Source organism: Caulobacter mirabilis (assembly GCF_002749615.1).
GTDB lineage: Bacteria > Pseudomonadota > Alphaproteobacteria > Caulobacterales > Caulobacteraceae > Caulobacter > Caulobacter mirabilis.
Map to the genome: position 1 here is coordinate 2,035,422 of NZ_CP024201.1, position 13,017 is coordinate 2,048,438.

At 71.2% G+C, this 13,017-nt stretch carries 14 protein-coding genes; 8 read left to right on the forward strand and 6 right to left on the reverse strand.

Features of this window, described 5'->3' with window-relative positions:
- Positions 1-27: 27 nt before the first annotated feature.
- Positions 28-1,323 (forward strand): S41 family peptidase, encoded by a 1,296-nt coding sequence (locus CSW64_RS09995; protein WP_099621971.1) that lies wholly within the window; start codon positions 28-30, stop codon positions 1,321-1,323.
- Between the two features lie 70 nt (positions 1,324-1,393).
- Here CSW64_RS09995 and CSW64_RS10000 read toward each other — a convergent pair whose 3' ends face one another.
- From CSW64_RS10000 to CSW64_RS10015, 4 genes are all read right to left on the reverse strand, one after another.
- Positions 1,394-1,738 (reverse strand): YciI family protein, encoded by a 345-nt coding sequence (locus CSW64_RS10000; protein WP_099621972.1) that lies wholly within the window; start codon positions 1,736-1,738, stop codon positions 1,394-1,396.
- Positions 1,739-1,827: 89 nt separating this feature from the next.
- On the reverse strand, positions 1,828-2,616 hold the full coding sequence (locus CSW64_RS10005) for a TrmH family RNA methyltransferase (RefSeq protein ID WP_245863882.1): 789 nt from the start codon (positions 2,614-2,616) through the stop codon (positions 1,828-1,830).
- Complete coding sequence (locus CSW64_RS10010) at positions 2,613-3,503, reverse strand: class I SAM-dependent methyltransferase (RefSeq protein WP_099621973.1); 891 nt, start codon at positions 3,501-3,503, stop codon at positions 2,613-2,615. Before CSW64_RS10010 ends, CSW64_RS10005 begins: the two co-directional genes overlap by 4 nt.
- A 17-nt stretch (positions 3,504-3,520) precedes the next feature.
- Positions 3,521-4,807 carry a glycosyltransferase family 2 protein gene (locus CSW64_RS10015; protein ID WP_172448507.1) on the reverse strand — a complete coding sequence of 429 codons (1,287 nt, stop codon included), beginning with the start codon at positions 4,805-4,807 and terminating at the stop codon, positions 3,521-3,523.
- A gap of 308 nt (positions 4,808-5,115) precedes the next feature.
- Here CSW64_RS10015 and CSW64_RS10020 point away from each other — a divergent pair, with 308 nt between their 5' ends.
- The 4 genes from CSW64_RS10020 to CSW64_RS10035 are packed head-to-tail and all read left to right on the forward strand — an operon-like array spanning position 5,116 to position 8,330.
- Positions 5,116-5,763, forward strand: coding sequence for a TetR/AcrR family transcriptional regulator (locus CSW64_RS10020; RefSeq protein ID WP_425430369.1), 648 nt, complete (start codon positions 5,116-5,118; stop codon positions 5,761-5,763).
- Positions 5,764-5,767: 4 nt separating this feature from the next.
- Positions 5,768-6,574, forward strand: a complete 807-nt coding sequence (locus CSW64_RS10025) for an ABC transporter substrate-binding protein (RefSeq protein WP_099621975.1) — start codon at positions 5,768-5,770, stop codon at positions 6,572-6,574.
- Complete coding sequence (locus CSW64_RS10030) at positions 6,571-7,557, forward strand: FecCD family ABC transporter permease (protein WP_099621976.1); 987 nt, start codon at positions 6,571-6,573, stop codon at positions 7,555-7,557. Before CSW64_RS10025 ends, CSW64_RS10030 begins: the two co-directional genes overlap by 4 nt.
- Positions 7,554-8,330 (forward strand): ABC transporter ATP-binding protein, encoded by a 777-nt coding sequence (locus tag CSW64_RS10035; RefSeq protein WP_099621977.1) that lies wholly within the window; start codon positions 7,554-7,556, stop codon positions 8,328-8,330. The genes CSW64_RS10030 and CSW64_RS10035 overlap by 4 nt, the downstream gene beginning before the upstream one ends.
- A gap of 5 nt (positions 8,331-8,335) precedes the next feature.
- Here CSW64_RS10035 and CSW64_RS10040 read toward each other — a convergent pair whose 3' ends face one another.
- Positions 8,336-10,459, reverse strand: coding sequence for a lytic transglycosylase domain-containing protein (locus CSW64_RS10040; protein ID WP_245863883.1), 2,124 nt, complete (start codon positions 10,457-10,459; stop codon positions 8,336-8,338).
- A gap of 126 nt (positions 10,460-10,585) precedes the next feature.
- Between CSW64_RS10040 and dapA the strand changes: the two genes are divergently transcribed.
- The 3 genes from dapA to CSW64_RS10055 are packed head-to-tail and all read left to right on the forward strand — an operon-like array spanning position 10,586 to position 12,455.
- Positions 10,586-11,476, forward strand: a complete 891-nt coding sequence (gene dapA / locus CSW64_RS10045; protein ID WP_099621979.1) for a 4-hydroxy-tetrahydrodipicolinate synthase — start codon at positions 10,586-10,588, stop codon at positions 11,474-11,476.
- Complete coding sequence (gene smpB / locus CSW64_RS10050) at positions 11,473-11,925, forward strand: SsrA-binding protein SmpB (RefSeq protein WP_099621980.1); 453 nt, start codon at positions 11,473-11,475, stop codon at positions 11,923-11,925. The genes dapA and smpB overlap by 4 nt, the downstream gene beginning before the upstream one ends.
- Before the next feature lie 5 nt (positions 11,926-11,930).
- The gene (locus tag CSW64_RS10055) at positions 11,931-12,455 is read left to right on the forward strand and encodes an SAM-dependent methyltransferase (protein ID WP_099621981.1); all 525 of its coding nucleotides are present in this window, start codon (positions 11,931-11,933) and stop codon (positions 12,453-12,455) included.
- A gap of 4 nt (positions 12,456-12,459) precedes the next feature.
- Here CSW64_RS10055 and CSW64_RS10060 read toward each other — a convergent pair whose 3' ends face one another.
- On the reverse strand, positions 12,460-12,924 hold the full coding sequence (locus CSW64_RS10060) for a GFA family protein (protein WP_099621982.1): 465 nt from the start codon (positions 12,922-12,924) through the stop codon (positions 12,460-12,462).
- Between the last annotated feature and the right edge of the window lie 93 nt (positions 12,925-13,017).

Below are 13,017 nucleotides of genomic sequence, written 5' to 3' on the forward strand. Positions count from 1 at the left end.
CGTCTGCTGAAACCTCCGGGGGACGACATGATCGCAGCACTGGGCCTGGCGGCGGCGCTGACCGCGCAACCGGTTCCCGAGCCGGGTGTCTGGCGCAGCCAGGGCTACGGCTATGTGCTGGACGTCAGCTCCAGGGGCGCCCAGCTCTACGACTTCGACGGCGGCCGCTGCGTGCGGGGCGACTTCATCGAAGACCTGTCGGACATGGGCGCGATCACGCCGGCGGGGCCGGGACGGTTCCTGCTCACCGGCGACGAGATGCACATCGGCTTCGAGCGGATTGCGGGCCTGCCGAAGCCCTGTGACTGGCCGTCCGGTCCGTCGGCCGATCCGCTGGTCAATTTCGACACGCTCTGGGCGATGCTCGACGAGCATTATCCCTTCTTCACGGCGCGCGGCGTCGACTGGACGGCGGTCCGCCGCGAGTATCGTCCGAAGGTCCAGGCGTTGGGCTCCAAGGGAGATCCCTGGCCGATCTTCACCGAGATGCTGGGCAAGCTCCACGATCCGCACACACGGCTCGTCGACGGGCAGCGGCGGTTCCAGGCGCGCCGCGGCGACGCCTCGCCGATCGCACCGATCCAGGCTGCCCTGCTGGCCTATCTCGCCAAGTCCGACAGCCCGTTGGCCGGGAAGGTGGAGACCCTCGCCCACGAGCGCCTGGTCTTCGGCAGGACCCCGGACGATGTCGGCTACATCGCCGTGCCCACGATGGGCGGGTTCGACGCGGGCCCGGTCGGCTGGCCGGCCAACACCAGCGCCGCGGCGGATCAGCGAGCGGCGACCCAGGCGCTGACGACCGCGTTCAGCCGGCTGGCCGGAGTGCGCGGCCTGATCCTGGACCTGCGCGTCAATCCGGGCGGGTCGGAGGCCTTCGCGGATCTGATCGCCGGCTGCTTCGCGGACCGGAGGCGCCTGGCCTACAGCAAGGCGGCCAAGGACGGCGCCGGGCAGGGGCCGGCCTATGAGGCCTATGTCGAGCCCGGCGCCTGCCCGCGCTTCGAAGGGCCGGTCGTCGTGCTCGTCGGCGAACGCACGACCAGCGCGGCCGAGGCGCTGGTGATGCGGCTGCGGGTCCTGCCGAACGTCACGACGCTGGGTCAGCCGACGCAAGGGGCGCATTCGGAGGTGCTGGACAAGACCCTGCCGAACGGCTGGCGCCTGGGTCTGTCGAACGAGGTCTACCGTCTGGCGGACGGCAAGGTCTACGAGGGTGTCGGCATCCCCCCGGCCGTCGTGACGCCGGCGACCGCGCCGACGGATCCGGACGAGATCCGCTTCGGGCGCGACATTCGCGCGGCGCAGCAGCGTCTGCGGCCGTAGCACGCTCAGGGACGCCGCTTGCGCCGCGCGCTCCAAAAATGGGCGGAGCGGAGGCGAACCCGTCGCTCGCCTAGTCGGAGTACAGCGCCCGCACCTCGATCGGCAGGGTGATCGCCGTCGCCAGCCGGGTCGCCCAGTCCCGCGCCTCGTCGAGAGTCGCCACGTCGATGATGGTGAAGCCGCCGATATGTTCCTTGGTCTCGGCGAAGGGGCCGTCGGTGACGGCCGGCTTGCCGCGGCCGGTGCGGACCACGAAGGCCTGGCTGGGCGGCGTCAGGCCGACGGCCATCACCCGGACGCCGGCGGCGGTCATGTCGGCGTTGACCTTGGCCAGGTCGGCCAGGATCGGGTCGAGGATCTCGGGCGGCGGGGGCGGGCCGTCGGGCTGGATGATGCTGAGGATGTAGCGGGTCATGTCGATGGTCCTTCCGTTGAGCCGCCTGGGCGGCTGACGGCCGAAGGACGGAGCGGGGGACCGCCGGCCGACATTCGCAACCTCTCGCGTCAGTCTCCCGCCGCATAGATCATGATCCCCGTGGCCACCGACAGGTTCAGGCTGTCGGCGCGGCCGCGCATGGGGATCTTGACGTTGACGTCGCAGAGGGCCGCCAGCTCGGGCGTCAGGCCGGCCTGTTCGTTGCCCATCAGGACCAGGGAGGGGCGGCGATAGTCGGCGCTCTTGTGGTCGACCGTAGCGGTCAGCAGGGTGCCGACCACCGAACCCGGCCAGCGGTCGCGCCAGGCGATGAACTCAGCCTCGGCGGCCTTGGCGATCGGCACGGCGAAGATCGAACCCATCGTCGCCCGCACGGCCTCGACGGAGTAGGGGTCGCAGCAGTCGCCGACCAGGATCACCCCGCCGGCGCCGGCCGCGTCGGCCGTGCGGATGATGGTGCCCAGGTTGCCGGGGTCGCGCACGCGGTGCAGCCCGACCCAGACCTTGGCCGCCTGCGGCTCCAAGGTCTGCAGCGGCGTGAAGCGCTGGTCGAAGACGGCGAGCACGGCCTGCGGATTGTCCCGCTTGGCGATCTTCTCGAGGATCTCGCGATTGACCTCGATGACCTCGCCGCCGGCCTTCTCGGTCGCCGCGACGGCCCTGGTCAGCAGCGGATGGCCGTCGGCGTCCTTGCCGTAGAGCAGGATCTTCGGCGCGTGGCCCAGCTCGACCGCTTCGGTGACGATCTTCAGGCCCTCGGCCAGGAACTGGCCGCTCTCCTCGCGCGCCTTGCGCATGTGGAGAGCCTTCACCGCCTTGACGGTGGGGTTGCTGTGGGAGGTGACGAGCCGGCTCACGAGGACCACCGCGCGAAGAAGGAGAGGCCGACCTGCCGCTCGCCGGCCTCCTCGACCAGGGCCAGCTCGCCCCAGTCGACGCGGCCGGGCCTGTTCACCGCCTCGGCGACCAGGCCGGCCATCGAGGCGCCCGAGATGCGGGCGGCGTAGGCGTTGAGGATCAGGAAGGAGGCGTCGTCCGACAGCAGGCCGCCGCACAGGCCGATCATCTCCGGCAGGTCCTCGAACAGGCGCCACACCTCGCCGTCCGGTCCGCGGCCGAACTTCGGCGGATCCAGGATGATCCCGTCGTAGCGGTTGCCGCGGCGGTCCTCGCGCTGAACGAAGCGACGGGCGTCCTCGACGATCCAGCGGACGTTGGCGACGCCGGACAGCTCGGCGTTCTCGCGGGCGCGCTGGACTGACTGTTTCGAGGCGTCGACGTGGGTCACCTGGGCGCCGGCCAGGGAGCAGACCAGGCTGGCGACGCCGGTGTAGCCGAACAGGTTCAGGATCTTCAGCGGTCGGCCGGCGGCGCGCTGACGAGCGTCCAGCCATTCCCAGTTGGCCGCCTGCTCGGGGAAGAAGGCCAGATGGCGGAAATTCGTGAAGCGGCCATGGAAGCGCGCCTGGTTCCAGGCCAACGCCCAGCTCTCGACCGGCTTGCCCTTGAAGCGCCAGCGGCCGGCTTCGTCCTCGTCGGTCGGGTCGAAGACGGCGTCGGCGCTATCCCAGGCCTTGGCGTCCAGGCGGGGCGTCCATAGGCACTGCGGCTCTGGCCGCACGACGCGGTAGGGGCCGTAGCGCTCCAGCTTGCGGCCGCCGCCGCTGTCGAGCAGGGCGTAGTCCGCCCAGCCCGTGGTGCGCATCAGGCTGGGAGCGTCGGCGATGATCGGGCCTTGGGTCATCGCCCGGCGGATACGGGTCAGGCGCGCGCCTGTCCAGTCCGCGCGCCGTGATCCGCTCGATGCGGGGTCTTGTCCCAGTGGTGCGGCTTGGTGAACAGCTGATAGATCGCGTGGGCCCCGGCGAGGGAATGCAGCGGCCAGTAGAAGGGCGCGATGAGCAGGTCGCGAACCCCCACGGGACGTCCGGCGCGACGGCCGCCGACCACCGCGGCCAGGCCCGCGGCGATCCAGCCGAAACCGAACAGCCAAAGGTCCAGCGGCGTCACCCAGTCGATCTCGCCGGCCAGCCGGCCGAGGCCGCCGATGAGCGTCCAGGCGACCATGGGGCCGTGCAGCAGGGCGGCGGCGATGGCCACGCCCAGGGTGAGGAGCAGCGAGGCCGCGGCGCCGGTCCGCCAGTGCGGCGGGTTGCGAGCCTGGACTCCGAAGGTCTGCATGTAGCCCTTCACCCAGCGGGTCCGCTGCGGCAGCCATTCGCGCAGGTTCCGGGGCGGCGGCTCCAGCGTCGGGCGCTCCAGCATGCCGAGCTCGTAGCCCTCGGACGCCAGTCGAAAGCCCATGTCGGCGTCTTCGGTGACGTTCCAGGCGTCCCACCCGCCGAGCGCCTTCAGGGGCTCGATCCGGAAGTGGTTGCTCGTGCCGCCGAGCGGAAAGGGCAGCCCGATGCGGACCAGGAACGGCAGCACGACCTCGAACTGCACCGCGTATTCGAGGCCGAACTGGGCCGGAATGAAGCGGCGGTCGACGTCGATGCGCAACGGCGCCTGCAGGCAGGCCAGTCGCGGCGACCCGGTCGCGAACCGCGCCGCCGCCTCTCGCAGCTGGCCGGGGTCGGGACGATCCTCGGCGTCATAGATCGTGAGCAGATCTCCGGTCGCCAGCTCCAACGCCACGTTGCAGGCGCGGGGCTTGGTGCGCGGGTGGCCGGGCGGGGCGACGATCACCTCGATGAAGGACGGCAGGTCCAGCCGGTGCAGAGCCGCCAGGGTCGCCGTGTCGTCGGCCTCCAGCGCCACCAGCGCCTGAAGACGGTCTCGCGGGTAGTCGAGCGCCTCCAGGGCGGCGATCAGGTCTGGAGCGATGTCCGCCTCGCCGTAGAGCGGCGCGATGATGGTGTAGCGGGGCAGATCCGCCTCGTGGATCGGCGGCGGCGTGACCCCTTCGCGCGGCGTCAGGGCGGCGACGAGACGAAGTCCCGCGCCGAGGGTGAAGGCGACGAAAAACAGCGGATGCAGAATCGCCCAGGCCGTAGCCGGCGCCAGCAGCAGGCCGGCGACCGGCAATCCGGCCGCGAGAAGGAGCAAGGTCCACTGCAGCCGATCGGGCGGGCAGGCCGCGCCGCGTCTGTGGAGCGTATCGGCGTCTCCGGCCAGCCTCGGCGCCGGTCTGCGAAGGACACGCGTGCGCTTGAGGCGGCGACGATGCGCCGTCAAATCGTCCTGCCAGGCCATGCACTCCCCCGGTCGCCGCCCAGCCGCGACTCAAGGGAGGCGCACGAATGCGCGTCAAGAGGGAATCGTTAACGATGCAACCAAAAGCTGTCGCGCGGCGGTTTGGCCGCTTGCCGCCCCCAGGTGATTGCCGTTTAGTGTCCTAAGGGGAACGCCAGGGGATGAGCCGAGTCGTGACAACGACCTTGAAGAAGCCGCAGCGATCTGCACGTAAACCGAAGGGCGACGGCCACCTGCGGCGGGGGGAAATCCTGCAGGCGGCCGAGCGGATCTTCATCGCCGAAGGTTATCATGGCGCGACGATCCGCAAGATCGCGGATGAAGTCGGCGTCTCGTCGACGGCGCTGTACATGCACTTTCGGGACAAGGACGAGATCCTGCTCGAGATCTGCGACGGCGCGATCGAACAACTGTTGAACATCAATCTGGAGATTTCCGCCCGGCCGATCGACGCGGTCGCTCGCGTGCGGCTGATGCTCGACGCCTACATGGCCTTCGCGATGGATAATCCGAACGCCTACCAGCTGGTGTTCTGCGGCCCGGCCGGCGTGCTGTCGGAAGCGAAACAGGCTGCGACCCAGGCGCTGGGCGATCGCTGCTACGAGAAGTTCGTCGGCGTGGTGCGCGAGATCGGCGCTTCCGGGCGTCTGCGCACGGGAACCGTGGACAGCGCCGCCCAGTCGATGTGGGCGGCCTGTCACGGCCTTGTGTCGCTGCTGCTGACCAAGTCGGGCTTCAACTGGGCGCCGGCCGACGAACTCCGCGCGGTGCTGCTCGACGGCCTGCTGTACGGTCTCGTCACGGACTGATCCCATGCCGGCGCCGCTTCGTTACGCCGTCGCTCTGGCGGCGGGGCTGGCGCTCGCAGGGCCGGCTTCGGCCTCGCCCCGCGTGATGTCGCTGGACAGTTGCGCGGACCAGTATGTCGTGGCCTTGAGCCCGCGCGAGGCGATCGTCGGCGTGTCCGCCCGGGCCGACGACCCGGACTCCTACATGCATGCTCAGGCAAAGGGGTTGCCCATCCGTCGCGCGACCACCGAGACCGTCCTGAGCCTCAAGCCGGACGTCGTGGTCCGCTACTGGGGCGGCGACGCCCGGATCGGCGAGGCGCTCGACCGTCGCGGGATCAAGGTCGTCAGGATCGAGGACGCCACGGACTTTGCGACCGTTCGCGCCAATGTCAGGGGCGTGGCGGCCGCGCTGGGCCAGCAGCCTCGCGGCGAGGCCCTGATCGCCGACATGGACGCGCGGCTGGCGCGGTCGAAGGACGCGTGGGGCGGCCGCAAGGCCCTGTACCTGACGCCCAGCGGCTACACCTCGGGCGGCGGCACCCTGATGGACGCCATGCTGCGGGCGGCCGGACTAACCAATCTGGTATCGGGCGCCGCCTGGGAGCCGATCCCGCTGGAGACCCTGGTGCGCGACACGCCGGCCGCCTTCGTCCTGGGTTTCTTCAAGGATGTCTCGACCGCGATGACCCGCTGGGGACCGGGGCGGCACCAGGCGCTGCGCAAACGGCTGGAGGGGCGCACCGTCGCCTCGCTGCCGGGGTCGATGATCGGCTGCCCGGCCTGGTTCATCGGCGAAGGCGTCGAGACCATCGCCGAGGCGGCCCGATGACCGGCCGTTCGGGATCGATTCTGCTGGCGGTCCTGCTGACCCTCGTCCTGGTCCTGGCGTTGCTGGCCGGGGAGACCGCGCTGACGCCGGGCGAGTATCTGCAGGCGCTGACCGCCCCGGCCTCCTCGGCCGGCGAGATCCTGTGGACCCTGCGGGCGCCGCGAGCGGTCACGGCCGCCTTGGTCGGCGCGGCGTTGGGGCTGGCGGGCGCGGCGTTGCAAGGTCTGCTGCGCAATCCGCTGGCCGATCCGGGCGTGCTGGGCGTATCGGCCAGCGCCGGCCTCGGCGCGGGGCTGGCGATCATGTTCGGCCTGGCCGCCATCCCCTGGGCGATCGAGAGCTCGGCCCTGGCCGGCGCGCTGATCGCCGGCGTGGTTGTGGTCGCCCTGGCCGCCCGGTTCCGCGAGCCGGAGGCGCTGATCCTGCTCGGCGTCTCGATCTCGGCCTTCGCCGGAGCGCTGACCTCGCTGGTCTACAACTTCGCCGCCTCGCCGGTGCAGGCGACCGAGGTGCTGAACTGGATGCTCGGCTCGGTGGCCAACCGCGACTGGCCCGACGTCCTGCGCCTGGCGCCGGTCCTGGCGGCCGGGGCGGGCCTGGTCGCCTGGTCGGCCGGCGGCCTGCGCATGCTGACCCTGGGTGAGGAGACGGCGGCGCTGTCCGGCCTGCCCATGGCGCGGCTGCGCGCGGCCGCCGTCGGCGGCGCGGCCATCCTGGCCGGGGCGGCGGTGGCCAGCGCCGGCGTCATCGGCTTCGTCGGCCTGGCCGCCCCGCATCTGGTGAGGCGGCGCGCGGGGGACGATCCGGCCCGGACCCTGCTGCCCTCGGCGCTGGCCGGCGCGATCCTGCTGGTCCTGGCCGATCTGGCGGCGCGGGTCATTCCGACGGAGCAGGAACTCAAGCTCGGGGTGGTCACAGCCCTGTTCGGCGCGCCGCTGTTCGCCCTGGTCGCCTGGCGCGCCTCGCGGAGCTGGCGGCGATGAACGGCGCGGCCTTGAAGGGAGCGGCCTGGGAGATCGAGGGCCTGGTCGTGCGCCAGGGCGGCCACAGGGCGCTGGACGGCGCCGGCCTCGTCGTCCGTCCGGGCGAGGTGCTGGGCGTGCTCGGGCCCAACGGCTCGGGCAAGACCACCCTGCTGCGCGCGGGGCTGGGTCTGCTCAGGGCCGAGGCGGGCGCCGCGCGCCTGTCCGGACGGCCCGTCGCGGCGCTGTCCGAACCGGAGCGAGCCCGCCTGGCCGGCTATCTGCCGCAGGAACGCCGCGTCGGCTGGAACCTGGCCGCGCTGGAGATCGCCGCCTTGGGCGCGCCCGATCTGCCCGTGGCCCGGGCCCGCGCGATCGCCGCCGAGGCGCTGGGGCGCGTGGGCCTGGCCGGCTTCGAGCGCCGCGGGGTGCTGGACATGTCCGGCGGGGAGCGGGCGAGGGTGCTGCTGGCCCGGCTGCTGGCGACGCGCGCGCCGCTGCTGATCGCCGACGAGCCGGCCGCCGGCCTCGACCCCGACGCCCAGTTCCTGACCCTCGACCTGCTGCGGCAGGAGGCGGCGCGGGGCGCGGCGGTGGTCGTCACCCTGCACGACCTGACCCTGGCGGCCCGGGGCTGCGACCGGCTGCTGATCCTGAAGGGCGGCCGGGTCGCCGCCGAGGGACCGCCGGCCGAGGCGCTGTCGCCCGCGGTGCTTCGGCAGGCGTTCGGCCTCGACGGCGAGCTGATCCAGACGCCGGCCGGACCGGTGGTCGCGGCGCGGCGTCTGGCCTGACGGATCTACTGCGGGTCGCTGGTCCCCGTCGCGCCTTCCGGGCGGTTGTAGGGGAAAGCCGATCCGCCTGGGACGTATGGCTGCGGGCCGCTGGGCAGCAGGGTCGGCTTGGTCCCGCGATTGATTTCCTGGCTCAGGACCAGCGGCGTGCTGCCGCCGTTCAGCCGGGCGCGATAGACCATCATCGTCTCGGTGGTCCGCATGACGTAGTTGCGCGTCTCCGAGAAGGGGATGCATTCGATGAAGTCGAGGGCGTCGGTGCTGGCTCCGCGCGGATCGCTGCAGATCTGGATCCACTGCAGCGGGCGACCCGGCCCGGCGTTGTAGCCGGCGGCCGCCATCACGTAGCTGCCGCCGAAGTTGCCGATGATGTCGCCCAGGTACCGCGCGCCGAGCCGCATGTTGTATTCGGCCTCGTAGAGGCGGCTCTCGACATAGTCGTCGCCCAGCTTGCGGGCCACGACCCGCGCGGTGCTGGGCAGCAGCTGCATCATGCCGCGGGCGTCGGCGCTGGACCGGGCGCGGGGATCGAAGTTGCTCTCCTGCCGGGTGATCGACAGCACGAAGGCCTTCTCGGCGTCGCCGGGCGCCTCGCGGTAGTTCAGCAGCGGATAGCCGCGCTCGGGCATGATCATGCCGCGCTGGGCGGCCGTGCGGATCACCCGCATGGCGGTGTCGAAGTCGCCGTAGCCGCGGGCCAGGTCGTAGAGCAGGGCGCACTCCGCCGCCGTGGGCAGGGTGTCGTCCAGGTGCAGGGTGAAGACCTTGAAGGTGTCGCGGTTGCCGCTCTCGACCAGGACACGGATCGCCCGGACCAGCTCGCGGCCCTCGAAGCGGGCGCGGTCGGCCTGGGTGACGGCGGGGTCCTTGCCCAGGGTCAGGGTCTTGATCCCGGCCTTTTCGCCGGCCAGCTGGCCGTAGAAGGTCGTGTAGAACTCGGCGGCCTGGCGATAGAAGCCCTGCGCCTCGGACGGCTTGTTCAGCGCTTCGGCGGCGCGGCCCTGCCAGTACAGCGCCCGGCTGCGGGTCAGCGGCGAGGTGCCGGCGCCCGCCAGGACGGCGAAATGCCGCTCGGCCGCCTTGGCGTCGCGCAGGCGGGTGAGAGCGATCCAGCCCGCGTAGAACTCGGCTTCCGAGGCCTCGACGCCGACCGTCGCCCCGGTGCTGCCGGCGATATGGTAGGCCGCCTGGCTGTCGCCGGCCTGCAGGGCGTCGACCACCATCCGCTTGCGGCCGTTGGTCCAGACGCGTCCGCCCAGCTCGTTGGTCGGAGCGGGCTTGAGGCCGCGGGCGAGGCTGCGCGCCGAGCTGTCCAGCCCTTGGCGGCGGAAGTAGTCAGCCTGTTCGGAGATCAGACCCGGATCCTGGCGCTGCTCGTGGGTCATCGCCGCGACCAGGTCGTTCGCCGTGCGCTGGTTGGCGCGGAAGGCGAGGCGGGCCTCGCCGACCTGGCGGTAGGGGCCGATCAGCTGCGAGACATGGTCGCGCGCCGCCGGTCCCTGCGGCCCGTAGAGCAGGACGTCGGCGCGGCGGAGGTGATCGTCCTCGGTCAGGTACTGGCCGAAGCGGGCGCGCATGGAGCGCTGCGGATCGGCCTCGAACAGCTTCTCGCGCCACCAGCGGCGGACCAGGTCGCGGGCTTCGGTCTCCTTGCCGGTCGCGCGGTAGGCGCCGGCCAGGGCGATGGCGCCTTCGGCCGTCTCCGGTTCGACGCCGCCGAACCAGGCGACGATGCGGTCGGGACCCAGGCCCGAGGTCTCGAGCAGCTTCTCGGCGGCGGCCTGGCGCTTGGCCTGGCGCGGCCAGCCGTTCAGGTCGCGACGCGCGGCGTCGGCCTCGAAGAAGCTCAGCGATTCGGGGAATCGGTCGACCAGGGCCCACAGCGCGATCTTCCTGGCCGTGGCGTCCTGGATCGAATCCATCGCCATCCGGATGTTGGCCGCCGAGGTTCCGTTGAGCGCCGCGCGCAGGTTGGCGGCGTCCATGTCGGAAACGCGCTGACCATAGGCGGTCTGAGGCGTGGACACGGTTTGCGGCGTACTGACGCCGGCCGGTTGGGCCGCCGCCGCGCTCGCCAATATCGCGGTCAGAACCGCCCCCGTCCCCCACTTCCGACCGATCAACGCCAAACCTTCGTCTCCTGAGCGATTCACACGCGCGAGCCATTGCTTCGGCCCGGCGGGGGGACATATTGTCCGCGCCCTCTCCATAGCCGCAATCGAAAGCGGCGATCTCACGGCCTTTTGCGACACGTCATGCCTCACATTCCCTTCCGGGGCGCCTTCACCGCCCTGATCACCCCGTTCCGTGACGGCGCGGTCGACGAAGACGCCTTCGTGGCGCTCGTCGAACGCCAGATCGCGGGCGGCATCCACGGCCTGGTTCCCGTCGGCACGACCGGCGAGACCTCGACGCTGAGCCATGACGAGCACAAACGCGTGGTCGAGCTGTGCGTGAAGACCGCGCGCGGGCGCGTGCCGGTGATCGCCGGCGCCGGCTCCAACGCCACCGCCGAGTCGATCGACCTGGCCCGCTACGCCAAGAGCGTCGGCGCCGATGCGGTGCTGGTCGTCGCGCCCTACTACAACCGCCCGAGCCAGGAAGGCATCTACCGCCACTACGAGGCCATCAACGACGCGGTGCAGATCCCGATCGTCACCTACAACGTGCCCGGCCGCACGGTGGCGGACATTTCCAACGAGACCCTGGAGCGGCTGTCGAAGCTGCCCAACGTCGTCGGGATCAAGGACGCCACCAGCGACCTGACCCGGATCAGCATCCAGCGCCTGACCTGCGGCGACGACTGGGTGATGCTGTCGGGCGACGATCCCACGGGCCTGGGCTACATGGCGCACGGCGGCCACGGCTGCATCAGCGTGACCTCGAACGTGGCCCCGGACGCGGTGTCGGCCTTCTACGCCGCCTGCCTGAACAAGGACTACGACACCGCCCTGTACTGGCAGGATCGCCTGATCCGGCTGCACAAGGCGCTGTTCCTGGACGCCTCGCCGTCGCCGACCAAGTTCGCCCTGGCGCAGCTCGGTCTGTGCTCGGAGGAGGTGCGCCTGCCGATCGCCCCTTGCTCCGACGCGGTGAAACCCCAGATTCTGGCGGCCATGCGGGACGCCGGACTGATCAACTCGTGACCAAACCCATCGCCGAGAACCGTCGCGCGCGGTACGACTACTTCATCGAGGAAACGGTGGAGGCGGGCCTGGTCCTGACCGGCACCGAGGTGAAGAGCCTGCGCGTCGGTCGGGCGAACATCGCCGAATCCTATGCGGCGGTCGAAGGTCAGGAGATCGTGCTGATCAACGCCGACATCCCGCCCTACGCGGGCGGAAACCGCTTCAACCACGAGCCTCGGCGGCCCCGGAAACTCCTCCTGCACCGCAAGCAGATCGGCAAGCTGATCGGCGCGGTGCAGCGGGACGGGCGGACCCTGATCCCGACCAAGCTCTATTGGAACGAGAAGGGCATCGCCAAGCTCGAGATCGGCCTGGCCAAGGGCAAGAAGACCCACGACAAGCGCGAGGCCGCCGCCGAGCGCGACTGGCAGCGCGACAAGGCCCGCCTGATGCGGGACAAGGGCTGAGGCGCATGGCCGGCGCGGTTCCGACGCGGATCGCCTGGGCCGTCGATCGCCTGTCCATTCGTCCGGACGAAACCCTGCTCGAGATCGGCTGCGGCCGCGGCGTCGCCGCCGGCCTGGTCTGCGCCCGGCTCGGCGAGGGGCGGCTGGTCGCCATCGATCGCTCCGATACGGCCGTGGCGGCGGCCCGCGCGGCCAACGCGGCCTGGATCGCCGCCGGCCGGCTGGAGGTGATCGCCGCGGACATGACGGGCGACGCCTTGCGGGATCGCCGCTTCGACGCGGTCTTCGCGATCAACGTCAATCTGTTCTGGACCGCCCCTGACGCCGCGGTTCCGGCCGTTCGCGGGCTGCTGAAGCCCGGCGGCCGCCTGCTGCTGGTCTATGAGACCCCGGGCCGCGCGCGGGCCGAGGACCTGGCGGCGCGGCTGCCGGCCTTGCTGAGCGCCGGAGGGCTGACGGTCGCGGGCGTCGACCTGGACCCCTTCGGCGCGCCGTTGCTGGCGGCGGCGGCCACGCGCGGCGCCGCGTGACGGCTCAGCCGCCGGTCGCGCCCTGGCCGGCCGCGTAGCCGCTCATCAGATCCTCGAAGTCCGCCATTTCCGGGAAGCGGGGGAAGCTGCGCACGGCCGGCGTGGAGGCCCAGGGCAGCTTCTCGTCGGTGAAGCTCTCCAGGTAGGGCGTGTTCCACTCGGGAACTCCGAACATCGTCGAGCGGGCGTTGACGAAGAAGTCGACCCCCTCGACCTTGGTGAACAGCCAGCTCATGCAGCGCGGGCAGTGGTGGTGGTGCAGGTCGGCGCCGTGCAGGCCGCCGATCGCCGTTTCGCCCTCGATCACCGCAAAGCCCGGCGCGGGGATCATCACGCTCAGCGAGAACGGGCCGGCGGTCATCTTCTGGCAGCCGGTGCAGTGGCAGGCCATGGTCAGCATCGGCGGCGCGCTGACCCGCATCTTCACCTGGCCGCAACGGCAGGAGCCTTCGACGGGAAGAGACGACATAGCGGAGCCTTTCAAAACGGGACCTCAGTCCAGATCGATCACCGCGACATAACGTGATCCGTCGATCTCGCGGAACACCCTCAGGAAGCCGCC

Bases quoted from the DNA above. Each gene is read 5' to 3' on its own strand.
- dapA (WP_099621979.1), top strand. From the start codon at position 10,586: ATGCCTCACATTCCCTTCCGGGGCGCCTTCACCGCCCTGATCACCCCG.
- CSW64_RS10025 (WP_099621975.1), top strand. From the start codon at position 5,768: ATGCCGGCGCCGCTTCGTTACGCCGTCGCTCTGGCGGCGGGGCTGGCG.
- CSW64_RS10010 (WP_099621973.1), bottom strand. From the start codon at position 3,503: ATGACCCAAGGCCCGATCATCGCCGACGCTCCCAGCCTGATGCGCACC.
- CSW64_RS10060 (WP_099621982.1), bottom strand. From the start codon at position 12,924: ATGTCGTCTCTTCCCGTCGAAGGCTCCTGCCGTTGCGGCCAGGTGAAG.
- CSW64_RS10020 (WP_425430369.1), top strand. From the start codon at position 5,116: ATGAGCCGAGTCGTGACAACGACCTTGAAGAAGCCGCAGCGATCTGCA.
- CSW64_RS10055 (WP_099621981.1), top strand. From the start codon at position 11,931: ATGGCCGGCGCGGTTCCGACGCGGATCGCCTGGGCCGTCGATCGCCTG.
- CSW64_RS10035 (WP_099621977.1), top strand. From the start codon at position 7,554: ATGAACGGCGCGGCCTTGAAGGGAGCGGCCTGGGAGATCGAGGGCCTG.
- CSW64_RS10000 (WP_099621972.1), bottom strand. From the start codon at position 1,738: ATGACCCGCTACATCCTCAGCATCATCCAGCCCGACGGCCCGCCCCCG.
- CSW64_RS10030 (WP_099621976.1), top strand. From the start codon at position 6,571: ATGACCGGCCGTTCGGGATCGATTCTGCTGGCGGTCCTGCTGACCCTC.
- CSW64_RS09995 (WP_099621971.1), top strand. From the start codon at position 28: ATGATCGCAGCACTGGGCCTGGCGGCGGCGCTGACCGCGCAACCGGTT.